General features: G+C 74.4%; 2 protein-coding genes. Both read left to right on the top strand.

The window, feature by feature from the left end:
- The first annotated feature begins 23 nt into the window (after positions 1 to 23).
- Positions 24 to 392 (top strand): hypothetical protein, encoded by a 369-nt coding sequence (locus ACIP89_RS07555; protein WP_401925857.1) that lies wholly within the window; start codon positions 24 to 26, stop codon positions 390 to 392.
- A complete protein-coding gene (locus ACIP89_RS07550; protein ID WP_402113670.1) occupies positions 393 to 26,795 on the top strand; it encodes a lonely Cys domain-containing protein in 26,403 nt (8,800 codons plus the stop codon).
- Positions 26,796 to 26,804: the final 9 nt, after the last annotated feature.

Here is a 26,804-nt window from a genome sequence, read left to right as displayed (position 1 = left end):
GGAAGCGAACCAGGGAGGTATTCATGGCAACGGGCAAGTACGTGGCGAACCCCGGTGGTCTGCGACGGAGCGACGAGATGATGGAGTCGCTGCCGGAGCGGACGAAGAAGATCCGGGAGGACTTCATCCGCGACTCGCAGACCTACCGCGGCTGGGCCGGATACACGGATGACTTCGCCCACGGGGTCCTGCCGAAGTACGAGGCGAACAACGCCTCGTGCCTGGAGCTGGTCATGGCCCTGGATTCCGCGTTCGTAGGGCTCCGGGAAGCGGTCTGGGCCAACGGGCAGCACATCGAGGGCGTCCAGTCCTACGCGAAGGACCAGATCGGGCGGCAGATGTCGAGCCTGGACGGTCCCGGCGAGGACTCCAGCGGAGGCGGCAAGCACTAAGTGGACGAGATCGACTTTCCACCTGACGTCAAGACGATGCTCTGGATCCTGCTCGGGGAGATGCCCCTGCAGGCCAGGGAGAATCTGGCGTGGGAAAGCCGTCATCTCTACCTCGCCCTGCAGAAGGGGCTGATGGACCTGCGCTCCGCCGCGCGGGAGACCATCCAGCTGGTCGAGGAGTCGTTGCCGCCGGAGGTGGCCCAGCCGTACATCGAGAGCGTACGCATGCTCACCGATGAGCCCGGCGGCAACGATCCCGTGCAGAAACTGCTCTTCCAGCTGGACGAGCTCGCCAACGGCCAGGTCACCTACTCGCAGTCGATCCAGGGCTCGAAGTGGGAGATCATCTCCGAGATCATCATGCTGCTCGCCGAACTGGCGCTGCTGGCAGCACTGATGGCGTTCACCGGCGGTGCGTCGGTGTCGCAGATGTTCCTGGCCAGGGCCCGCAGCAAGCTCGCCATTCTGATGATCATCGACCGGCTGCTGCGGATGACGCACATCGCGCCGAGCCTGAGCGAGGCGATCGAGGAGGCCATCCAGACGCTGGCGGTCCGCCTCGCGCAGATCGGTCTGAACACCGGTGGCCGCAGGCCCGGCGGCATCGACTGGAAGGACGTCGGGGTCGCGGGGGCTTTCGGTGCGCTCACCGGTGCGTTCATGGGGATCTTCGACATGTTCCTGAAGCCGTTCACGAACTACTTCAAGAACCTGCTCGACGACGTGTTCAACAAGTTCAAGTTCAAGCCGGACAGCCTGCTGTTCAAGGGGCTGGTGAACGGTCCGCCGACCGTGGTCACCGTCTTCGTGGTCTCGGGCGCCGCCGAGGGCACGGCCGAGGTGATCATCAACGGCGCCTTCTACGACAACTGGAGCTTCAAGTGGGAGACCTTCGTCGGGTCGGGCACCAGTGGCCTGTTCGACGTGGGTGCGGGGCTGGCCGTCGGCGGCGGGGCCGCGATCGTCTTCGACAAGTACTTCAACAACAGCAATCAGTTCACCGATCTCAACAACCCGCCCGCGCCTGACAGTCCACTGGGCGGCGGATCGGGCCCGTCCGGGACCACGGGCCCCCAGGCGCGGCCGGCCGCCGGTCCGAACGTCAACGGCCCGTCGACGGTGAGGAACGTCGTCCCGTTCACCCCCGGTCCGGCGGTCCCCCTCCCCGGCACGACCGTCTCGTCCGCCTTCCCGGACGGGATCGGCAGCGGTATCAACCTGGCCCCGTCGCCGTCGTACAAGCCTCCGAGCACACTGCACCCGACGCCCACCGGGGGCTCCGGCACCACCACGCGGTCGCCGGGCGGCACGGGTACCACGGGAGGCACCGGCGGCGTCAACGGTCCGGGGGTTCTCGACGGCGTGACCGGTGTGACCGGTGTGACCGGCTCGCAGGTTCCGTATCTGCCGCCGCCCGCCCCGTCGGGCTCCCCGTCGACAACCTCCTCCTCGACGCCTCCGTCCTCGTTCCAGCCCGACATCACACCGCTGCCGTCCGGGGCGACGGCCGGGCCTGCGTCGGGGCGCACATCCGGGTCCCCGTACGGCATGGACACCGACTTCACCACGCCGGACCTGTCGCCGGATCTGGCTCCCGGTACGGCACCTGACGGGACTTCCGGTCTGCCGGGTTCGCAGGGGGACCTCCCGCAGGGACTCACGACGCCGAAGGGTGCGCCCGCCGCGTCGGAGGGCGCACCGTCGCCCTCGGACGTCGATACCGATGGCGATAGCGACGTGGCCGCCGATGCCGACGCCGACGTCGATGCGGACGCCGATCCGGGCTCCGCCCCGCAGGGGACGCCCGTGGGTACGCCGCCAGGATCGAGCGCGTCCGCGCCGCCGCCCGGTGCCTCGCAGGGCGCGTCCGGTACGGGGAACCAGTCGCAGCGGTCGGCCGGTCCGCCGGACCAGAACGGTCAGCAGCGCGGCACGGACCTGACGGAGCAGGACGGCAGCAGCACCGAGCAGGACGGCGGCTCCCAGCAGGACGGCCGTGCCGGGCAGGACGGCCGGCCGGGCCTCGCCGACGGCCCCGAGCAGCCGGGCACACCGCCGCGGACCGGTGCCGAACCGCTGTCCACCGATGCCGACGGGGACGCGGCCATCGCGCCCGGGACGTCCGTGCCGGAGCCCCTGCCCGCGCGGCCGGACGGCTTCCGCACCTCCTCCGGCGCTCCCGCGGCAGCCAGTGGGCCGGTCACGCCCCCGGCGACGACCCCGCCCGCGACGCCGGCTCCGAACGCGACGCCGGCTCCGAACGCGACGCCGGCTCCGAACGCACAGACGGCCGCCCCCGCGCAGCCGCCGTCGACCGGCCGGGCCGGTCCCGATGCCGGCACCGACGCGGGTCCCGGGCGGGCCGACCGCCCGGCCCGGGGCGTTCCGGGCGCACCCGGCCCGATCGCGCCGCCCGCCCCGGTCCGGACGACCTCGGGCACGGACATCCCGTCCGTGGCGGCCGGGCAGAACGGCGGACGGCCGGAGACGGCCTCGTCGTCGGCTCCCGATGGGACCAGGACCGAGACCGAGACCGGGACCCAGACCGGGACCCAGACCCAGACCGGGACCGGGACCCAGACCGGGACCGGGACCCAGACCGGGACCGGGACCCAGACCGGGACCGAGACCGAGACCGGGACCGGGACCCAGACCCAGACCGGGACCGCTCCGGCCCAGGAGCCCGGCCCCAAGGGCAAGAGCGCGGACCGGGGTACGGACGCCGTCGGCGATCAAACCCCGGACGGCATCAGCGACATCTTCCCGGTCGCCCTCGCCATCGACGAGGCGCACCGGGAGTTCGACGACGCCCTCACCGCCTTCAACCGGGCCGCCCGGAACGTGGACCAGCTCGCGCGACGGGTCGGCAGCGGCCGGGGCGGCAACGACGACGTGGTGAGGTTCCACGAGGCCCGGCAGGACGTCGAGCGGACCCAGCGGCGGGTCGACGCGGCCGTGGACCGGCTGCGCGACCTCGGCGCGGACGCCGCCGCCGACGCCGCGCTCGCCGCGATCGTGCCCAGGGTCCGCCGTACGGACGCCGAACGGCGGCGCACCGCCGCCCTGATCACCGCCGACGACCTGACCGAGGGCGCCCCCAGGCTGCCGTCCGACAGCACCGTCACCACCGCGGAGCTGACCGCCGGCGGTGTGACGCTGGGCGAGGGCCCCGCACTCCAGGCCGCGCTGAACGGATCCGTGCAGGTCCAGGACAGCGGGCTGGACCCCGTCGGCCACGTCCGGGTGCTGATGAACCGGCCCGGCCCCTGGAGCGAGGGGCTCGACGCCGTCGCGGCCCGCGCCGCACGCCGTACCTGGCGCTCCGCCTACGAGGACTTCGCGCTCGCGACGTCCCGGGCATCCGGCGTCCCGGCCGGCACGGACCCGGCCGACGCCTGGCGGCGGGCGGTGTCGCTGGTGCTGCCGCTGGAACTGCACCCCGTACTCGCCGACTCCCGCCACGCCCACGCCGGAGTCCGGTCCGCCGTGCGGCAGGTGGCCGAACACCTCGCCGTACACGGCACGGACGCCGTCTCGGGCGCGGACCTGGCGCGTCGGGTGCGGCGTGAGCTGGGGCTCGCGCCGCGGCTGCCCGGCGGTGCGCCCGGCTTCTCCCCGGCGGCGCCGGACCACTCGCGGGCCGCCGCCGAGCTGGAGCGGCTGGCGCTGCTGGACGATCCCCGCGGTGACTTCGACGCGGACGGCCTGGTCCGGCGCGTGCTGCATCTCCCGGCGGCCGTCCAGGTGTCCCCCGACCTCCACGCCGAGCTGCTCACGCTGGTGGAGAACGCGATGGCCGCCGGATGGTCCTCCAGCGTCGCGTCGTTGGGCGCGTACCACCTGGCGGCCGGGGGCGCCTTGGACCACGGGCGGCACATCGTCCTGGCAGACGGCTCGTACCAGGGTCTGAACCTGACGGACCGGCCGGTGGGCGTCGTGAACACCTCGGAGGTGTGGCAGCGGCGCGACGGCCGGTTCCAGGGGCCCATCGACCCGTTGTGGGACACGGATTCGGGTGCCTACGTGGTCGCGGCGACGGGTGACCACGAACAGGTGCTGATCCCCTGGGGCCAGGGTGAGCTGGCGGTCCCGTGGGGCGAGTTCGTGGAGCTGGTGGCCCGTGATCCGGGGCTGGCCGGGCTTCCGGCCGGTGTTCCGGTGGTGCTGGTGCTGAACCGCGGCGGTGACCAGGGGCTGGTCATGCCGAGGTCGTTGGCCTTCAGGACCGGCCGGAACGGGATCTGGGCGCACAGCGGCCAGGTGGCACTGGTCCATGACGCGGAGACCGGGTTCAGCAGGATCGTCGTCGAGAACCAGCGGGCGCGGAACGTGCCGCTGGGCGGCTGGTTCGGCAGTGACGCGGACGACCTCGGCCCGGACGGCGTCGTGGACGAGGGCTTCGTGACCGCTCTGGACGGGACGGTGATCCCGGACAGCGCGATCAAGTCGCGGACGATCGCGGACGAGGGCCGGTCGGTCGGCCGCGTCACGATGTCGGATACCGACCTCGTGATCAACGAGCCGGTCCTCGAAGCCCTCGACGAGGTCTCCGGGTTCTCGCAGTTCGATCCGGTCACCGCACGGGAGATCGGCAGCGCCGTGCCGCTCCTGGAGGACGGGCGGCCGGTCTACCGCTTCTCGCAGCACGGCATGCCGATGCGGGGCCTCATGGAGGTGGTGGACGGCCGTCCGCCCGTCCAGGTGGCGGGCGTGGAGACGGGCCGCTTCATCAGCCGCCGCCCGAGCATGCGCAAGCTCGGCGCCGGCGCGGTCATCGATCTCGGCTCGTGCTGGGCCGACGCGCAGGCGGAGGACCTGCCGTACCTGACGGACGCGGCGACACCGCCCTACGTCTTCGACGTGCTGGGCACGACGTCGTACGCCCAGGGGGTGGCGAACGGCTCGACCGCCGGGGTGCTGGCGGTGGACCGTGTCCACGCGTACCAGCGGACCGCCGCGGGCCCGAAGGCGGGCGCGATGGCCGGGCCCTCGGGCGAGCAGGGGACGCAGGTGCTGCTGCCCCCGGAGCCCCGGGGGGCCGATCTGGCGCGGACGGCGCGGTGGACGGGGCTGCACTCCGGGACGGGACCCGTGTCGCCGGAGGACGCGGACGCGACGACGCGCCTTGTGCGGGCGCTGCGCCGGTCGTTCGGCGGGCAGGTGGCGGCCGACCCGGAGTTCCGGACGCTGCTGCGGGGTGCGGGCGCGCTGGAGAACATGCGGCGGGCCGACCCGCATCTGCGGGTGGCGGGCCCGTTCACCCTGCACCATCTGCACCTGACCGTGCACGCGCGCCATCAGCGCACCGGCAACGACGCGCCCACGCCCGACGAGATCCGTGCCGTGCTCCACGACGCGGCCCGCAGGGCGGACGAGGCCGCGGCCGGACAGCTGACGCTGCACGGGTACACGCAGCTGCCGTCCTTCGACTGGGTCCTGAGACGGCTGGACGGCCAGGACCTCTCCGCCCTCGCCGCCGACGTGCTGCGGCTGCCTCCCGGGCAGGCCGTGACACAGGCGGACGTGAGCCGGCTGGTGTGGGGCACGGTCAAGGGCGCGGAGGCGCTGCGCGGTGTGCCGGACCCGGTGGCGTACGCGAGGAAGGTGCTGCACCTGCCGGCGTCGGCCGAGCTGTCGGCGGACGAGGCCGGGGACCGGCTGCTGTGGCTGATGGCGGGGGCGGCCGTCACGGGGTTCGATCCCTCGGACCCGGCGGATCTGGCCGCGTGGGACCTCGTGCGCCAGGGCGCGCTGGACGACGGCACCCGGCTCATGACCCGCGGTGTGGCGATGGGCCGCAACTGGACCCGCCGGCCGGTCGACGGCGACGTCTCCACCCGGGGCTATGTGGTCTCGCCGGACGGTTCGGTGCACAACGGCACCGCGTACGAACCGGGTTGGCCGGGCGCCCCGGCCGGTTCCCCGGCGGCCGCGTACGTGATCTACGCGGACAGCGTGAACGGGCACGTGTCGATGCCGTTCCCGGACGGTTCGAGCCGGTGGGTGCCGGGCAGCGAGATCGCCGCGCTGCTGCGCCACGACCGGGTGCACCGGCAGCTCGCGCTGGCCGTCCCGCTGCTCATGGTCGGTACCCACACCAACCCCGTCGGGCTGGCGCGGCACGTCGCGGGCCGGTCGGGCACGGCGCGCACGACGGTGCTCTCCGAGCTCGCGAGCGCCCCGGTCTTCGACGCGGCGCGCAACGAGAACGTCATCGTCCTGGCGGGCGACCCGGCGCATCCGGCGGCGCACTGGCAGACCGGGCAGCCCGCCGTCCTGCCCGGCACCTCCGCCGAACAGGGCACCATGCACACCTTCTCGGGCCGGGCGCCGGTGCCCGCTGCCGTCGCCGAGGGCTCGCGCACCGCCGGGACGGTCGCGCCCGCGCCGGCGGTGGCACCGCCGGCCGGGGCGAACGTGGACCGTGAGCTGTCGGAGTACCTGCGCGCACACGGCACCCGGCACGACGGGCACATCGGTCTCGTCATCCACGAGCCCACCCCGGACGCCGTCCTGGACGGCCTGCACCGGCAGGTCGTCCGGGCTCTGGGGGCCGACCCGGACAGCGCGGCGGGCCAGGAGCTGCTGACCGGGCTGAGCGATGTGCTGAGCGCGGAGGAGGTCGAGCTGAACCGGCCCTACCTGCGCAGCCGGCAGGGCCACCGGATCACCGTCCGGCACGACGGCCGCGACCGGTCGGTGGACGTACGGCTCGCCTACGCCGGTGCCGTACGGTCGGCGAAGTACGGGCACAACGGCGACCAGCTCCCCGCGACGCTGCCCGGCATGCAGGTCGAGTACCGGGCCTCGGGCGGACAGATGTCCTCCGACGCGGAGGGCTCGGGCACCTTCCGTACCGGCTCCGTCCCCTGGACCGCGGTCCTGCCGACCGACGGAACCGGCCCGCTGCGCTGGCTGGACGGCACCTTCAACCTGACCGCGACGCACAACCAGCTGGCCGAGTCCGTCACCGTCGGCGAGACGTTCCTCGTCCTGAACAAGCAGCAGGCCGAGGACCCGGCCCACCCGATCGACGTCGACGGGCGGTGGCAGGTCCAGGTGGACACGGACCGCGAGGACGCGGTCGGCAACTGGCAGCCCGAGCAGTCGCACGGCGCCCTCACCATCTGGTTCCACGAGCACCTCGCGTTCGACGGCTCCGACACCGGCGACCTTCCGGAGCCCGGGGACCTGGACGACCTGCCGCTGTGGGGTGTCGACAGCGTCGCCGAACCGCGCCGGCTGCTGACCGAGGTCCTGGCCGACGACAACTTCGCCGATCTGCGCGACCTGCCCGCGGACTCCGAGCGGGCGCTGGAGAACTTCCTGCACGAGCAGATGCTGCGCGGCACTCCGCAGCTCCAGATCGACGGCGGGGTGTCCTCCTCGACGTTGCTGGACAAGGACGGCAACGCGATCGGCATGCTCCAGCTCACCGCGCGGATCGAACCGGGTGAGCCGCTGCGCAAGAGCCCCGAGGGCAAGGCCCTGCTGGAGACGTGGCTCACGCACACCTCCACCCTGGACCGGTCGGCGAAGTTCACCTCGGGCCTGGGGGCCGAGATCTCGGGCGGGCCGATGTTCACCGCCGACCGAGGCGCTGGACACCCCCGTGCCACGGAGTCGTTCGGCGGGAACTTCCTCGGCAGGGCCGGGGTCGCCTGGCAGGTGAACGAGGCGCTCAACACCGTCGAGAGCACGACGATGACGCACGGGCTGCGCTCCAAGAGCAGTCATGTGCTCACCTCGGGCCGCGTCACCTACTACGTGACGCTGCACCGGGCCGGCGGCGGGCGGGTCACCGGCACGTTCGGGCCGTGGGACGACGGCCTGCGGCTGCGGATCGCCCAGCGGACGACGATGCGCGGAACCGTGCCGTCGGCCGACGAACTCCGGGAACCTCCCGAGCACCTGGAGAACCTGGAGAACCTCGGATACGCCGAGACGCCCCTGAGGGTCGAGGGGGCGGATCAGATGTTCGCGCGGGCGGAGGCCTGGCTGCGCCAGGAAGGGTTCCTGCCGCCCGCCGAACCCCGCAGCAGGACGAACCCGTTCCGGCTGGACGAGCCGCTGGTCCTGGCGCAGCTGGAGAACGTGCGGCGGCTGGCGCAGATGCGGTCACGGTTCGGCCTGGCCTCGGCCCTGGCGGACGCGGTGGACGGCGGGCAGCCGGTGTGGTTCGAGCGGCCGAACACGCTGACCGGCACCCGGCGGGTGCAGCTGCGGTTCTCCGCCACCGGGGACACCGCCCGCCCCTCGGTCCACGAGCGCAGGCTGCCCGAGGTCCACCACGTCGGACTCACTTCGCACGAGGCGTCCGGCGGGCGGCAGCGCGGCACCGCGCTGAGCGGCTCGCTGGGCGGCGGCGGAGCGCTCGGCATCCCCGTGGCGGGCGGCTCCTGGGCGCTGAACCCGGGCCCGGAATACCTGGGCACCAAGCAGCTCACGGACGCGTCGAACACCGGTGACTCGGTTGCGTACGACCAGTTCATCCTCACCAGCGCGAACGGAAGCGAGCTCTTCCGTATACCGGCCAGGCTCGCCCTCGACCTGTACGAGGGCCCCGGTGACGATCCGCTCGTCCGGTTCGCCGACGACGCGGACGCGGACGCGGAGGACGGCGCCGAGGACGCGGAGGGGATCGTGCTGCCGGTCGCGGGCGCCATCCCGCACACCGTGCCGGGCACCGTCACCGTGCTGGTCCCGAACTACCGCACCCGCGTCCCGGACCGGAACCCGGCGCCCGCCGCGCCCCGGGCGGGACACGTGATCCGGCAACCGGTCACCGACGGCGGGGCGAGCGACGACTTCCGCCGCCTGGACCGGGTCGACAACGAGGGACACCCGCTGCCGGGGCTGACCAAGCTGCCGGTGGGCGCGCTCGTCGACACCTTCCGGGGCACCGCCGCCCTGACCGAGGCGCTGGGGCAGATCATCGCGGGTACCTACCCGGGCCACCCCGAGCAGGGGGCGGTGGGGCGTGCGGTACGGCGTGCCTCCGCGCAGCTGAACGACCTCGCCACGGAGACCGCCAGGCGGGGATCGGCGGTCAAGGAGGCGCTGCCCGCGAGCCTGACCGGTGCCGTCAACCGGGTCGGCGCGGCGGTCGGCTGGGCCGCGACGCCGGTGACCTGGGCGGCCAAGACCTCCGCCGACGGGGCGGTGGCGACCTACAAGTGGACGTCCGTCGCCGTGGCGGGAGCCTCGCTGAACGACCAGGGCACCCTGGCGACCGAGGCCCGGCAGGGCGCGATCCGGCCGTCCCAGCTCATCGCCCGCGCCACGCAGATCCTGGACGGCGTGCAGGTGGTGGAGGGCCTGACCCTGCCGGGCATGGCGGCGGACCGGACCATGACGCTGGAGATCAGGGGCTATCTGACCAACCCCCGGGTGCAGGGCTCCGGGTCGCTCTACTCCGAGCAGGACGTCAACTCCGGTGACACCGCCGGCCGGCAGCGCGCCGTCGGGCGCGTCCACCAGGGAACCTTCCAGCTCACCGCGGTGCAGGCGCCGCCTCCGCCGCCCCAGCGGCTGGTCCACCAGGCCAACCCGATCGGCCGCTACGTCCAATCCCGCCGAGTCGACGAGACCAGCACGGTGAGTTCCACCACGAAGGTCACGCACGCCGTGGAGGAGACGGGCGACAAGCTGTGGATCGTCAACGACGTGACGCTGCTGGTGACGGTCAAGTGGGGCGTGCGCAACATGGCCGGGAACGCCGTGGGCCTGGGCAGCTTCGCCCCGGTGACGGTCGCGATCGACCTCGCCCGCGGCGTGACGTACGTGGCTCCCGCGCAGAGCGTGGCCCGCGCGGCGCAGTGGTTCCAGGGCATGGCGGGCATCCCGGCCCTGACACCGCCGGGGCCCGGCGTCCCCCTTCCCGCCCGCTTCGTCCGGAGCCGGCAGCTGGGCAAGGCGGGCGTGCTCTCCGTGACCCAGCTCGACGACACGACGAACCGCAGGGAGCGGCGCGACCGGCTGGGCCGGGAGCTGACCGTGCTGGCGGACGAAGAGGCGCCGGGCTCCCTCCAGCCGGGACACAGCGCCCACCTGCCCGGTGTGCAGAGCCAGATCGCCCGCCGCACCGGCCCCGTGGGGCTGAGCGCCCTGTTCGGACGCGGCCCCGGCGGCCACTCGCGCCTGCACTTCCTGCACAGCGCGTTCGGCGGGCTGCGGCTGGTCGAGGTGACCCTGCGCTCCGAGTCGATCCTGCAGACGCCCGCCCTGCGCGCCGTACGCGGCCGGCCGGCCGGTGAGGGCGGCGGCCTGGAGCAGGTCGACACGCACATCCCGCAGGCGAGGTCCACGACCTCGGCCGTCACCAGGACACGTCAGGTCGCGGTCAACGTCAACTCCCGCTACCCGAGGCCCGGCACCACCGGGCGCACCGACCGCGAGGGCCCGGCCGTCGCACTGACCAACGTCAGGGCCCGCACCGCCCGGAACGATACGGCGACGGAGGACCGGTACTGGACGCGTACGGCACTCGGCGCCGACTTCGAACTCGACTACCGCGTCATCGGGACGGTCCGCTCCGAGCTCGTGATGGAGTGGCCGGCCAACATCCCCGGCGGCATCTTCCAGGGCGGGCTCCTGAACCTGTCCGGCCTCGAAGGCGATGTGGCCCAGCGGGTGCGCACCTGGATCGACCGGCTGCTGAACGGCCGGCCGGAGCGCACGGTCACGGTTCCGGTCGCGATCGAGGTACGGTTCGTCGGCTCCGAGGCCACGGCACCGCGTGAGCACGCCGGGCCGCGGCCGCCGGCCCTGCTCACGCGTCACCCGCTGGGGCTGACGGCGGCCGACGCCGCCGCTCTGGGCACCCTGCCGTTCGCGGGCGACGCGCTCCTGCTGCCGACCGGGCCGACGCCGGTGCACGAGGCCAACGCCGTACCGCAGCTGATGCAGGCGCTGCGCCAGGTCGCCCCGCACCTGGCCGCCTCCTGGGGCCTGCCCGCGAGCGCCTCGGCGGAGGCCGTCGCCGTCCGCCTGGGCGAGCTGATCCAGACCGGGGAGGTCACCCTGGACCCGGCGCGCACGGCGGCCGGGCTGACCACCACGATGCCCGGCAGCTGGCCGCTGCAGGCGCCCGTCACCGCGCCGTCCCTGCGGATCGCCCTGTACAACCCGCGCTCGGCATCGGACTCGGGCGACGGCGCCGTCGACCGGGTCCGCAGGCAGGTCCGCACCTCGGCGACGACCTCGTCGGCCGGCAGCTCCTTCGCCCTGAACCTGAACCACCAGAGCAACTTCGGCCTGCCGAGCGGCAACTCCCAGCTGGTCGGTTTTACCTTCCCGCTGCTGGCGCAGCAGCCCCACACCAACACCTCCGGCGGCAACGCCTCCGCCTCCCGGTTCACCAGCGTGCGGACCGGCACCGCCGCCGAGCCCGCCGACCGGCGCGGCACGCACGCCCACGAGACGCTGGTCGACACCGTCATCACGGTGACCGGCCCCGAGGGCACCCGGTACGTGACCGGGAGCCTCACCGTGCGGCTGTGGGAACGCGATGTGCTGGGCTTCGGTGTCACCCGGCCGAGGCCGGGCCCCCGGATCTACGACGTGCCCGCGATGCTCGCCGGCCAGGACGCGGACGATCTGCGGGACTGGTCGCGGCATCCGGTCAACGAGCTGCCCGGGGTGCTGGCGGACGGCATCGACGAGCAGGACGCGACGGCGGAGCTGTGGCTCGCGCTCGGCCCCGATCCGGACGGCACCCGGCTGGCCCGCGCCCTGTTCGTCGGCTCCCGCACGGCCGCGCTGTCCGGTCGGCCGGTCGAACTGGTCGTCCGTACGGAACAGGGGCTGCGGCACTGGCCGTTCGCCGCCGACGGCTCCCTCGCCGACGCGACCGACGCCACCCGGGATGTCTGGGAGGAGATACAGGACAACGTCGGCGGCTACCTGGACGCGGTGCGGGTCGAGGCGACGGCACGGTACCGGGAAACCGTGGCGGCGGCACGGCGGCCCGGTGCGCTGCGGGCCCTGGAGTCCGTCGGCCGTACCGTGCACACCGCCACCACCGCGCACCGGGCCGCAGAGCTGGCCCGCGCAGAGGCCGTCCGGACGGCTGAGGCCGCCCGCGCGGAGCTCGACGGCGTCCGGGCCCGGATCGCCGAAGCGCGGACGGAGATCGCGCGGCTTGAGCAGGCCGGGCGCGACGCGCGGACACGGCACGACGCCGCCGACGAGGAGGAGCGGGGGCTGCGGGAGCCGTGGCAGCGGGCGCTGGCCGAGGTGGAGCGCCTTGAGGGGCTCGACGAGACCTCCCCGGTGACCGGCCAGGCCGCCGCAGACCGGGAGAGCGCCCTGGAAGCGGCCGAGGAGCGCGCCGACGCCATCCGGGAGCAGGGGATCGCCGCCCGGGACCGGCGCCTGCGGTACGAGCGCGAGTTCACCGCCGCCCGCGAGGCTGCCGCCGAGGCCAAGGTCGCCCTCGACGGCGCCCGCGAGGAGGAGGGCCCCCTGGTATCGGAGCTCGCCCGCGCCGACGGGGACGTGGCCCGGACGGGGCATGCGCTGCTGCGGGCGGACGCCGCCCTGCGGAAGGCGACCGGGGCCCGCGAATCGATCCGTACCCAGGTCGGAGGCATCAGGCAGGACCTGACCGAGGCCCGGCAGGACCTGGCCGAGCAGGCGCGCCGTCACACCCGGGCCTGGCAGCGGCTGCCCGGCCTGGTGAGCACCCTGGAGGCCGGCCGCCGCGCGGAGGGCAGCGGCACGGAGCCGTCGCTGCTCAGCTCCATGTCCTCTGCGCCCGCCCGGCCGACCCGCTCCGGCCGGTTCGGCGGGCAGCCGCTGCCCGCGCCGCCGCCGCAGGAGCGGACGGCGGCCGCTGCCGCCGCGCCCGCCGTGCCGCCGCCGCCCCCGTCCGGGACGACGGCGCGGCCCTCGCTGCCGGCGGCGGAACTGGCCGCCCTGGCCGGTCTGCTGCCCACGATGGCCGGGCCGGAGCGGACGGCCCGGCTGCTGCCGCTGTCGCAGCGGGACCGCGAGGCCCTGGCCGCCGACCGGGAGCTGGTGGCGGCCCTGCGCCGGGGCCTGCCCGCCGACGAGTTCGCGCGCACGGCCGCGCTGCTGATGGTGGATGTCCCGGCCGGTGCCGAGCTGAACGTCTCGGCGGGGATCGAGGCGCGGGCGCAGGTGGCGCGGATGCTGCGCTCCCCCGCGGCGGCGGAGCGGATGCTGAACGAGGGCGCGCGGATGATCGTGGTCCCGAAGGACGCGGCCCTGACCTCGCTGGAGGCGTTCCGCACCCTCCGTGGGGAGTCGACCGAGGACGCGCGCCCCTTCGACACCGAGCGCGGCGTCCAGCTCGACGGCCGGGTCGCGGCCGCCGAGGAGAACCTGCTGGGAGGCACCACGAGCGTGCCGGGCGCGGGCCTCCACCACGACGGCTACTCCACGACGACCCACGAGTTCGCGCACGCCGTCCACCGCTACGGGCTGACCGACGGCCAGCGGCGGCTGATCACAGAGGCGTTCGGCGAGAAGGTGCGAAAGGGCAGCTTCACGGACTGGCCCGACGGCTCGCTGTACGACGAATCCGGCACGCGACGCAACTACTCCTCCCGCGACGAGTTCGAGTACTTCGCCCAGCTCACCAACGTCTACCTCTCGACGAACGCCGGGACGGACCCGTACACCGGCCTGCCCCGCAACAACGGGACCACGTGGGTCCGCACGCACGAGCCGAAGCTGCTGCCGCTGCTGCGGGAGCTGTACGGCCCCGACCCGAAGGGCTTCCACCCCTGGCAGTCCAACCCCCGGCAGGAGGAGGACGTCTGGGCGGGCTTCCGGGCGATGTGGGACGCGGCCGAGGACGCGCTCGTGCCGCAGCCCCACGCTCCTGCCCCGGCGCCCGGCCACCCGGCCGGGCCCGCCGCCGCGACGGCGAGTGCCGGGGCACGGGAGCGTGCCCGCGCGGCCCTGACGGCTCCCCCCGTGCCCCTTCCGGTGCTCAGCCGTGCGGAGCTGACGCGGAAGGTGCGCGAGGTGGCGGGGCGGGAGCCGGCGGGACGCATGTCCTTCGAACGGTGCCTGACGCTGCTGGGGGACCTGCGGGACAGCCTGTATCCGCAGGGTGTGCGCCCGGCTGTCACGCTGGACGACTCGGCGATCCGCCCCGGTGCGGCGTCCTCGCTGGTGGCCGGGCCCGGATGGCGCGGGGTGCGGGCCTGGGGCGAGGTGGCGGACGCGGTCCGCGCGGCCGGGCCGGGGGCCGCGGGCCTCGTCCTGGCGCGCGGTCAGGGCGGGGCGCCGGGCCACGCGTGGGCGGCGTACCACCTCGGCGGGACGGACGGTGTGGTGTGGGTGGACGTGTCGGCCCGCGCCGACCGCCAGGTGTCGGCCTTCCCGCCCAGGGCCGTGCCCTCCGAGGGGCAGGCGCTGGTGATCGACCCCGCCGGGAAGGTCGTGGAGAACGCGCTGCCGGTGTTCGCGCAGTCGTCGTCGACGGCGGCCGCGATGCTCGACCCGGCAGCCGAACGCCGTTACGGCGCCATCGGCCTGGAGGTCGAGAGGCGTCAGGTGTTCCTCATCGTGGGGGGCGGTGACCTGCCCGCCAAGCTGGTGCTGGCCACTGCCCCCGGCTTCAAGATCGTTACTGATCACGGCGGGGTCTGGCGGACCGCCGACGGGCGGCTGCACCTCACCTACCCCGCGACGCCACCGGGAGCGCCGCAGCCCACCCAGAGCTCCTATCTCATCGGCGAGATCGTCATCGAGCCGATGGCGGTGCTGCCGGGCGAGCGGAGGCAGCCCCAGGAGAGTGCGCTGGCGAAGCTGGGGAGGATGGAGCGGGCGCTGGACGCCAGGGACGAGCCCGGCGCGCCCGAGCAGATCCCCCTGGCCAAGCTCTTCCCGGCCGGCGACGGCTGGGCCACCACAGAGCTGGGCGACCGCATCCTGGTCGGGCGGACGCCGGTCAGGTCGAAGCTCTCCTACGTCCAGCCCACCACGGGACTGCCCGCCCTGGGTCTGAGCGTGCTCCAGGACCAGGCGGCGGACCGGCTGCCGCCGGGACCCTTCGGGTCTGTGGACGGTGCGAGCCGGGAATTCGCGATGAAGACCCTCTCGGAGGTCCTGCGCGCCCTCACCGGCCGCCAGGACGTGCCCGATGTGGCCATTCCCATCCTTGCGGTCATACCGGATATCGACGATATGTGGGGGTATCTGCGGTTCGGCTTCGCCCACACCGTGGCCAGGCCGACCGGCGTCATCCTCAACCGGGGCCCGGTCCCGTTCATGGTCAAGAACGCCTTGGCGGTGGCGTCCCGGCCCTCGCTGGACCGTGTCCTGCGGGCTCTGCGGCCGCGCAGCCGGCACGTCCTCGACCTGCACCACGACGGCATCAGCGGAGGTCTCGCGGCCACCCTCGGCAGGCTCATGGAGCTCTACCAGAAGGCCATCATGCCGGGGGAGCCGGTCTTCCCGGGGTTCTTCGACGCGACCATCGGCGACGTGCCCTCCCCCCGCGAGCACCTGACCTCGGTACTGACTGGACGCACCTCCGAGGGGCGGACCGTCACGCAGAAGCAGATGGTCGACATGGACGACGACCAGTACCCGACCCTGGACACCGACGACGGCGGGCTGGCGATCCCGCTGGTCCTCACGGAGCTGCGGCACTTCGCCTACGACGGTCAGTTGATGACGCCCGAGGACATCCGGCGTGCCGTCGCCGAGCTGTCGCGGCTCAGCCGGGAGGCCTATCTGCGGGCACAGAAGTACGCGGCCCCGCTGCCCGAGGACGTCCTGCTCGAATCCGTCGGGCGGATCGTGGACAACCCGGTGGTGCGGGGCCTGGCGGCCTTCGTGCAGATGGCCCTGATGATGGGTCTGCCGCGGCCCAGCGGCGGCGGAGCCAATAGGCTGATGTCCATCGAGGACAGCCAGCGGACCGCCCGCGCGCTGGGCGCCTACGCCCTGGGGACCCCGCTGCCCGCCGACGACCCCGTGCACCGGGCGCTCCGGGCGGCCGTCGATGAGGCGTCCGACGCCATCGACGGTCTTCCGCCGATGCATCAGCCGAGGCTCCGGGGCATGGTCGGCGCGGCCCGGGGCGCCCTCGCCATCCTGGCCGATCCCGGACAGACACCGCCGGTCCTGGAGTGGAAGGCGGAGCTTGTCGCGCTCGACGGGACCCGGGTCCTGCTGGAACGCGTGCTGACGGTCACCCACCGGGACGCCGACGGGCGGTCGGTGGGGCTGTCCTCCCGCCCGGTGCAGGACTGGCAGGACGCTCACCGGCACGCCTACGGGGCGTTGCCGGGAGCGGGCGGGTTCACGCTGGTGCGGCGGGGGCCGGTGCCGCTGGAGAGCCCGCTGCAGCCGCTGCCGTTCGGCAGGGCCCGGCTGGTGGGCCTTCGCGGCGACGCCCGGGGCGCGGTGCTGGCGCTGTCGGACGGCAGCGACGCGGCCTTCGACTACGCGCGGATCGTGGACCTGCTGTTCGCCGTGGACGGCGATCTGACGGCGGCGCTGCCCGAGACGGCGGTGGTGGTGGCGGGGGCCGACCTGGCGGGTCCGCCGGTGGCCGACCCGCTGGAGGTTCCGCTGCCGGGCCAGGTGCTCTCCACCGGCTTCGACCGGTGGGTGTGGGGAACGGGAAGCGGGCGGGAGCCGGTCCTCGTTCCGGGTGAGGGAGGTGCGCCGGCGCGCTGGCAGCTGGCCGAGGGGGACTGGTGGGTCGGCTTCCGGCGTGAGCCGTCCACCGCTGAGCTGGGCCGGCTCGCGGAGCGGGTGACCGGCGATCGCGGGCGCGCTCCGGCCGTACGGCGCTGGGTGCGGGCGATCCGGCTGGTCTACGGTCCGCTGCTGGAGGACGACCGGGCGGCGTTCGAGGCGCTGTTGGGCGGGTTCTGGGCGCTGGACCGGGTGCGGGCGGCCCATGGCTCGGAGTCCCTGCTGACCTGGAGCGCGCTGCGCTCCGCGGCCGGCGCGTACTTCGCCGACCGCGGGCAGCCGATGCCGCCGTTGCCGGTGGCACTGCAGTTCCTGCTGGTCGACGCGGCGGGTTCGGTGGGCGCCGATCTGGAGCTGTCCGGGCTCCAGCTCACTCCTCGGTACCAGAGCGTGCGGGCCTGGGACGGGCCCGCCACCCCGGACACCGTCGGCGGCGGGGCGGCGCCGGACGCGGAGATGTCCCTCTTCGGGCCGGCGCCGGGACCCGCGGTGCAGACGCCCGCGGTGACCGCCGCCGGGCCCCCGGCCGCGACGGGAGGTTTCACGGGGCCGAACGACGACATCCTTTCGGCGCGGACCATGATCGGCGGGCCTGCCGGGTCCGCCGGGCCTGCCGGGTCCGCCGCGTCGTCCGGCCCTTCGCGGGGCCGCAGCTGGAAGACGGCGTCCGTGAGCCGGGTGCTGCCGGAGGTACGGGTCATCGAGACCCGGGCCGGCGCCGTCCCCAGGCAGGTGTCGAGCGAGGCGGCGCCGTGGCCGCAGGACGCGTACGTGGTCTCCGCGGCCGGCGAGAGCGGGCACGTGCGCCTGCCGGACGGCCGGGTGCTGGACGCCGAGGGGCTGGCCGACGCGCTTGAGGCCGATCCCGAGCTGACGAAGCTGGCGAAGGACGTGCCGGTGGTGCTGGCCGTTCCGTTCGCGGGGGCGCAGTACCAGCGGACGCTGCGGACGGTGGCCGACCGGCTGGGGCGGACCGTGTGGGGGCCCAGCGGTGACGGGCGCCTGATAGCCGACAGCTCGGGGGACGCGCATGTGATGGTGATGGTCGACGGCGATCCGGACGCGCCGGTCGGCCTGTGGGTCTCGGTCGACCCGTCCGCCAACACGTCGTACGAGGACCGCCAGTGGACCGCGCTGGACGGGACGGTGTTCCGCGACAGCGACGTGGACACGCGGCCGCTGGCGGACGAGAGCCATGAGCGGTACGGCCGGCTGGCGGTGGCGCAGGGGGACGCGCTGCGGGCGCGGGAGCAGCGCTTCCGGATCTTCCGCCAGATGCGCCGGCTGGTGCACCGGACCCACGCCGACACCGGATACCAGGACACCGGTACGGAGCCGGTGTCGATGGCTTCGGCGGTGTACCTCTTCGCCGCGCACGGCTATCCGGGCCGGATGCGGCTGCCGCTCCTCGACGGCCGGACGGTGCTGCTGGACAAGCGGGACGCCGCCGCGTACATCGCGGGGCTGCGCGAGGTGCGGGAGTTGCCGCCGGGGCACCGGATGCATCTGGAGGTCTGCTGGAGCGCGTCGGACGGCGACCCGAGGCAGCAGCAGCGCTCGTACGCGCCCGCGCCGCACATCGACGATCCGCTGGACGACCTCCCGCTCATCGGGCACGTCGCGAATCTGAGCCGGATGGAGACGGAGGGCAGCACCAGGCAGACCGGCATGGACAACACCATGCGGGTGGCGCTGGAGGGTGCCGACGGTGAACGCGGCCGCCGGGTCGTCGCCCGTCCCGAGCCGCTGGTTCACGAGCTGGACCAGTTGGCGCGGGAGGCGGGACTGCACCGGGGCACGGGTGAGGCCTCGCCGGAGGTCCGGGCCACGACGCTGCGGTTGGTACGGGCTCTGCGGGAGGTGTTCGGCAACCGGATCGAGGACCACCGCGGCGTGCCGGGGGGCCGGTACGAACGGGTGCTGAAGGGGATCGGCGCGCTGGAGCGGATGCGGGCGAACGATCCGGCGATCAGCGGGCTCACGCCGTTCCGGCTGGACATGTGGGCCTTCTTCGTCCAGGAGCACAGCGGGACGGCTCCGGCTCCGGCCGGGTACGTGGCGTTGCTCGACTTCGCCGCGGCCCGGATCGCGGCCGACCCGGACGCGAAGCTGACGGAGGAGATACCCGCGCCGGTGGTCGAGCTCACCCTCAAGCACATGAGTGAGAACGGCATGGACAAGATGCGGTACGTGCAGTCGCTGCCGCCCGGCGCGCCGTTCACTCCGAGGCATGCGGCCTCCACGCTCTGGGCCATGACCCGTGCGGCCCAGATCTTCCGGTCGATGTCGCACGCCGACCGGGAGACGATGGGCCGCAAGGTTCTCCATCTGGACGTGAACGCCGGGTGGGACCGGGCCGGGCAGGAGACCCTGTGGAAGCTGACGGCCAAGGCGATCGCGGAGGGCGCGGACGCCTCCGATCACGATCTGCTGGCCGCGCGTCACCTGGAGGAGAGCGGCGCCTTCGCCCCGGCGGCTCTGCTGCGGCAGGGGCCGAACGTCCAGGGGGTGAACTGGTCGGGCACGCCCGCGCCCGCCGGGGTCGACTGGGGCAGGGTGCGGCGGATCGCGCACGGGCCCAACGGGACGGTCACACAGCCGGTCCAGCCGGTCTGGACGGGTCCGGACCGGCCCATGCCGCTGCTGAACGTGGTCGAGATCGACTGGGCCGGTTCCATCGTGCTGCATCTGCCGGACCGGGCTCCCGTCGAGGTCTCGGAGGGTGAGTTCCTGGCGCTGATGGCGATGGACCCGGCGTTGCGTACGGTCCCGCTGAACACCCCGGTGCTGTTCCTGACCACCGGGCCCGGGGCGCTGCCCGACGGGTTGCCGCAGCGGTTCTCCCAGCGCACCGGACGTCCGGCCTTCGGCTACGACGCGCCGATGATGCTGAACGCGCCCGATTCCGCCACCCCTCTCGTGATCCTCGCTCTCCTCGACCCGGCCACCAAGCGTCCGGGCCAGTGGACCGGGACCGTCCGGCAGTTCGCCGTCCCCGGCACCACCACCGACGCCGCTCTCACCGTCTTCGGCACCGAGGCAGCCGCCTCCGCCGCCTCCGCCCCGCGGGCGTCGGAGCCGCTCCCGGACGCCGACGGCGCGGCCCCCGACCCGTCCCGCCCGTCCTGGCCGACGCCGCGGGCCCGGCGGGAATCCGGTGTCGGTACGTTCCACTTCGCTTCCGGAACCGTCCCGGGCGGCGCCGTCCGCACGGGCGCCGGTCCCGGCGGGAGGGACGAGCGGTCCGGGATCGGCTATCCGTCCCCCGCCCGGATCAACACCACCCCGGTGTCCCCGGCCGGACCACGGAACGTCACGGAGAACGTTCCGGACAACACACCGGAGAACGCCCCGGACAACATCCCCGAGGCGGACACCGGGACCGCTTCCGACACCGGTCCCGGCTGGGCGGTGCGGTCCTGGCGGCCCGCCGGATCGCCCGGCACGGTGCGGTTCGCGCGCATGTACCGGGACCGTGAGTGGCGACGTCTCGGGGTGGCCCTGGAGTTCGCGTTCGCCGGGCACCTGGGCCGGACCGCCGGGGCCACCGAGTCCGTCCGCGACGCGGTGCGCCGTATGCACGGGGAACTCGCCGAGCGCCACGGCGAGGACGCTGCCCGGCGGGCCTTCTCCGCCCCGGACGCGGTCGCCGGGAACCCGGCCGCAGAGCTGGAGCGGCTGCTCGCGCTGCCCCCGGGGCCGCTCGCCGTCGACGAACTGATGAGCGCGCTCGCGTACGCCTCGTACGCGGGTGCGGGGCTGCCGCGCGAGGTGGCCGAAGCCCTGTCCCGGCCGGCAGGCCGGCGGGCGCGGTTCGCGCCGGGCAGCGCGTACCGGCAGGTGCACGACAGCCGGGGCCTGCGCCGGGTGGGCGGTGACCGGGGGCCCGCGCTGCGACTGTTGCGGACCTACGCCGCGCTCGGCGCCTCGCCCGCACAGCTGCTCGCGTTCCGCGACGCGGTCATCGCCTGGGCGGTCCCGGCCGATCTGCAGTCGCTGCCGGAGATCCTGAGCGCCTCCCACCGGCTCGGCCTGGGAACCGACGAGGAACGCGGCCTCGCGCTGCGCGACGGGGCCGGGCTCCACAACTGGGCCGCGGACACCGTGGCGACGTCCGACGCGCCCCGGACCGGCCCGGACACCCCGCCCGCCGAGCCGCTCGTACCGCCGCACCGCGCCCTGTACGCCGAGCGGATGACGTTCGGCCAGGACATCACGCGCAGCAGACTGGCCCTCCCCGACGGCCTCGTGGCCCTGACGGACGCCGCGCTCGCCGGGGACCCGCTCCCCGACACCGACCGGGGCCGGGCGCTCGGCACCTGGCTGAACCGCTACGGCGACGAGGGCAGGAAGGCCCTGGAGCGGCTGCACCCGGCCCACCTGACGGCCGTGCACCTCTACAGCGGCGCCGACTACCGGCAGATGAAGGCGTTCCTCAACGGCGAGCGGTTCGGCCCCGGCATGGGCCGCCGGCTGGTGCGCCTCAACACCTGGACGATGACCCGGAAGATGGCCGAGGTCGGCGCCGCCGACCTGCTGCCGATGACGCTCCGCAAGCAGCCCGGCTTCACCGCCCTGTTCGACGCGATGTGGGACGTGGACGACCTCCAGGACCCGACCCCCGAGGTGGCCGGCCTGCGGCGGCGCCTGGACGCGATGGCCGACGCGCTCTACGAGGACCTGCCGCTGCACGTCGACATGGCGATCGAGGCTCTGGAGCTGCTGCCCCCGCTGAACCAGGACGTCTGGTGGGGCGACCGGGGGATGCCGGGCCCGCTGGGCGAGCCGCCGGCGGACGGGCCGGTGTACGGCAGGACCGGGATCACGATGCCGTTCTTCCGCAGCACGGCGCTGGTGCGCGAGGAAGCACTCGGCTTCATGCACCGCAGCAAGGGCGTTCCCGGGGACGCGCACCGCGGGCTGGTGCACGTGGCGGGCTCGACGGCGCGGGAGGTGAGCCCGTTCGTGGTGCTGCCGCTGGAGACGGAGGCCCTGTACCCGCCGGGCGCCTCCTTCGGCATCTCCAACCGGACGGTCGTCCCGGGCGGCCCGCGCACCGAGCCCTACGAGTCCGTCGAGGCAACGGAGGTGACCCCGCGTCACCGGACCCCGGACGCCGCCCGGCGGATCGCGGGAGCCGGACCGGCGGACGGGCTGTTCGGCATCGGCCCCTCGACCGGCGCCGCCGGGTCGGGGGAGCGGGCCGCGCCGGTGCTGCGGCCCGTCCACGGGCAGGACGGCGAGCTCATCGGGGTGGCGTCGTTCGACGACGCGGACTGGGCGGTGCGGCAGGAGCAGTACGCCCGGCTGGGCGGCGCACGGGGCTTCGTGTCGTGGGAGCGGGACGGCGGGGACCGGCCGGTCGCGACCGAGCGGACGCTGCCGGGCGGCGGTACGGCCGACGGCACCTTCTTCTTCGCGTCCCACGGAGGCCCCGGCGGACTCGCCCTGGTCACGGAGGACGGCGGGGTACGGCGGGACGACGGTACGTACGCGGGGCGGCTGCTGCGGCCGGCGCGAGAGCGTGGCGCGCGCAGCGTGACGGTGCTCGCGTGCGGTCCCGGCGACGTACCGAGGAGCGAGGCCGAGGCCCGCGCGCGGGCCAGGCGGATGGCGGACGGGTCCGGGCTGCCGGTCCATCTGCCGGTGGGCCGCGCGGCGGTGTCCGACGGGCTGCCGCACCTGCTGGAGGACGCCGAGGGGGAAGCCACGGTATGGGTGACCGAGTACCCGGGCGGCCGGCCGGGCCCCCGGACACCGGCCCCGGACGCGGGCACCGGCGGGCGCTCCGCGTTCGGCCGTCCGGCGCCGGACCACGTCAACACCACGGACGGTACGCCGGACACCGGCCCGGAGCAGCCGGCCGAAGCGCCCTGGGCGGTGTCGTCCTGGCAGCCGGCCGGGGCACCGGAGACCCCGCGGTTCACCGGCCTGTACCGGGAGCGCGAGTGGCGGCAGGCCGCCGTCGACTGGGAGGACTCCCTCGCCGAGTCGCTGAGCGAGGCCCCCGAACTCGCCGAGGCGGTCGGGGACGTGGTGCGCGAGGTGTACGCGGAGCTCGTCGAGCGGCACGGGGAGGAGCCAGCACAGCTCGCCTTCTTCGCGCCGGGGGAGGCGCCGCAGGACCCGGTCGCCGAGCTGGAGCGGCTGCTCGGCACGCCTGCGGGCCCGGAGGCGCTGGACGGCCTGATGCGGGTCCTCCTGCGCGCCGCGTACGCCGGCCGGGGGCTGCCCCGCCAGGTCGAGGAGGCCCTCGCCGGATTCGGCCGGTTCACGGCGGACAGCGCCTACCGCGCCGTGCACGACAGCCGTGGCTTCCGCCGGGTGGGCGGCGAGCGCGGCCCCGCGCTGCGCCTGCTGCGGATGGCCGCCGCGCTCGACCTGCCGCCCACCGTGCTGCCGGCGTTCCGCACCGCCCTGGCCGCCTGGATGATCCCGGGCGATCTGCAGTCGCTGCACGAGGTGCTGCGCGCCTCCCACCTGATCGGCATGGGCACCGAGGACGAACGCGCCGCCGCCACTCGGGACGGCGCCTCGCTGCACACCTGGGCGGTGGGCCACTTCCTGGCGAGCGGGCTGCTGCCGGCCGGCCCCGACAGCGGCGCGCTCGACGCCCTGGCCCCGCCGCACCAGGTCATGTACCAGCAGCGGATGTCGTTCCCGTTCGAGATCACCGGGACGATGGACGTGCCCGACGCCCTGGTCGCGATGGCCGACGCCGCGCTCGACGGCGCGCTCCCGCCCCGGCCCACCGGCAGGCTCCTCGCCATGTCCGCCTGGCTGAACCGGCACGGGGCGCGCGGTGCGGAGGCGCTCGGACGGCTCACCCCGGCCCATATGACGGCCCTGTACCTCTACAGCTCCTACGACTACCGGCTGATGAAGGCGCTGCTCAACGGCGAGCGGCTCGGACAGGGCGTCAGCCGTCATCTGGTGCGCTTCCAGGCCTGGCGCTACATCCTCGATTCGGCGCGCGAGGAGGAGCTGGACATGCCGCCGCTCACCCTGGTGAGCCAACCGGACTTCACCGAGCTGTACGAAGCACTGAGCGAACTGCCCGATCTCGATGCGCCGAGCCCCGAGCTGGCCCGGCTGCGCCGCCGGGTCGACATGATGGCGGACCGGCTGCACGGTGAGCTGAAGCTGCACATCGACATGGCCATGGAGGCGCTGGACATCCTGCCGCCCGTCGGGCGGACCGCCTGGTGGGGCGAGCGCGGGGCGCCGGGACCCGTGGACGCGCCGGACGTGAACGGCCCCGTGTACGGCGAAGACACGATCGACGTGGCGTTCTTCCGCAGCGCTTCCCTCGTGGTCGGCGAGGCGGTCGAGTTCGCACTCGGCGACAAGCGCGTTCCCGCGCGTTCGCACCGCAAGCTGATCGAGATCAGGGACTCGACGGCGCGCGACGGCGCGCCGTTCTTCAAGCACCTGTCGGAGGGGGAGGCGCTGTATCCGCCGGGCATGCGGTTCAACGTGATCGGTCGGCGGCTCGTCCACACCGAGAAGCGGCCCCCGATGCTGAGCGAGGTGGTGGAGGAGGCGACCCCGCTGCCGGACGGCCCCGCCGCGCTGCCGCAGGCCGGCCCGCTCCCCTTCAACCCCGCCGGGTTCGCGGACCCGGCCGGGGCACTGTTCGACCTCGGCGCCGGGCAGCGGTCCGCGGAGGAAGCGCTCCGGGCCCCGGCGCGGCCGCACGACGAGGACACCTCCGACGCCGGTACGGCGGCAGGACAGGCGGCCCCGTCGGACGGTCCCGCGCCCCGCGGCTACCGGCGCACCGGACCGGACGCCGCCGAGTTCGGCGGCACCGTGTTCGCGCTCCACGAGTCGCCCGGAGAGGGCGACCGGAGCGTCGACACCCTGCTGTTCGCCGTCCGTTACGTGGCCACCGACGCGCTCCGGGCGGCGGGCGTCGAGACCGCCGACGACTTCCGCGACTGGCTGGACCGCGCCATCACCGCCGACGACGTGGCCGGGGTGCCGGTGCCGCCGCTCGACGGGAGCCGGAGCCTTCCCCTGGCTCTCCTCGACAGGATCGGGGTGGCTCTTCCGACCGACCAGCGTGCGGAGGCGATGCTCCTCGGCGACCGGTTCCCGGCCGCACGGATCTCCCCGGACCCCGTTCAGCGTCTCCGGGCGCTGCTCAGCGACCCCTCCTACGGGGACGACGGCGCGGACGTGCCGATGGGGCCGCTCGCGGCGGCGGCGGCTCGCGGGCTCGGGGTGGCGGTGGCCGTGGCGGATCCGGACGGCACGGCGACGCTGCACGGCGAACCCACCGCGAGCGCACCGGCCACCCTGCTGGTCCGGGACGGGGACCGCCTGCTCGCCGGACTGCCGGACGGGCCGGACGCCACCGCCACCGCCACCGAGAGCGAGGCACGGCTGCGCCGGGTGGCGGACGCCCTGTCCGGCGCGCCGCTGTCGGTGCGGACCCTGCTGACGGACCGGCAGGCGCCCCAGTGGGTCCGGTCCCGCATCCGCTACGCGCGGGAGGCGAAGCGCTTCGAGCAGCGCCTCGGCCGGTATCTCGGCGGGCACGAAGCGGCGAACGCCCAGCTCGGCGCGATGGTGCGCGAGCTGTGGGAGCGGGCCGTGGCGGTGGACCGCTGGCCGGAGCTGGGCTCGGAGGACCCCACCGTCGACGGTGCGGTGGGCACCGGCAGGGAGCGGCTCCTGGCGGTGGTGGAGTCGGGCAACCTGCGGGAGCGGATGGGAATGCTGTGGATCGGTGCCCAGTCACCGGACGGGCACGGCGGACTGATCTCGGACCTGCTGGGCAGCCCCGACCCGAACCCCGAGGTGATCACCGCCGAATACAGGTCGTCGAGGCCGCGGTCGGAGGCGATGACCGCCTACGCGGCGCTGAGCGGGCGGCCGGACAGGACGCCCGGCGAGCAGACCCTGATGGACGCGGCCGAGCGGACGCTGCGCACACCGCTGCGCCCCGAGGACCTGTCGCCGCCGCTGAGCGAGGCCGAGCGGGCCCTGATGGGGCAGGAGGCCGTCCCGTGGATTCCGGGGGCGAACCGCTACGACATCGCGATGAGCACCCGTCCGCAGTCCGACGCCGAAGCGGACGGCAGCCTGGTCCTGGCCGGCACCTCCGGCTCGGCCCACCGGCTGATGTCGCAGGCCGCGAAGATGCGCGAGGCATGGGGCATGGACATCGACCTGGGCCTGGTGCGGCTCGGGGTGCTGGCCGAGATGCTGCAGGCGGAGCACCACTCCCTGGACGAGATCATGCGCGGCTCCCAGCTCGTCCTCGACCGCCTGCGGCCGAGCGGCAGCGCGGAGCCGGCCGAGCTCGACTACACCGGCAACTGGGGCCGTTACTGGCGCATCGCCCCGCTGACCGAGGCGGAGCTGCGGGCACACGTGGCCACGGACGGCCTGTTCCCCGACGAACACGCGCTGGGGACGACGGGCGGACCGGCCGGCACGGCGCCGGACCTCCCGCGGGACCCGGAGGCACCGGATCCGCCGGGCGATCCGGCCGTGATCGCGTGGCTGGTGGCCCATCAGAACTCCGTCGAGGACGTCCTCCACGTACTGGAGGCGCTGAGTCCGGACATCCTGTCGGGCCCCGACGACGGGGTCCTGGCCGACGACCGGCTGGAGCAGTTGATCGACGCCTGGCTCCGCGCACGGGGCCTGGACACGTCCGGCTCCCTGGCCGGAAAGCTCCGCCGCATACTGGATGACCGCGCATAACTTCCCAGC

The sequence above is a fragment of the Streptomyces sp. NPDC088730 genome (assembly GCF_044751215.1).
Lineage (GTDB): Bacteria > Actinomycetota > Actinomycetes > Streptomycetales > Streptomycetaceae > Streptomyces.
Note: the sequence above shows the minus strand (reverse complement) of the source record. Positions and strands in the feature narration are given on the sequence as shown.

Bases quoted from the DNA above. Each gene is read 5' to 3' on its own strand.
- ACIP89_RS07555 (WP_401925857.1), top strand. From the start codon at position 24: ATGGCAACGGGCAAGTACGTGGCGAACCCCGGTGGTCTGCGACGGAGC.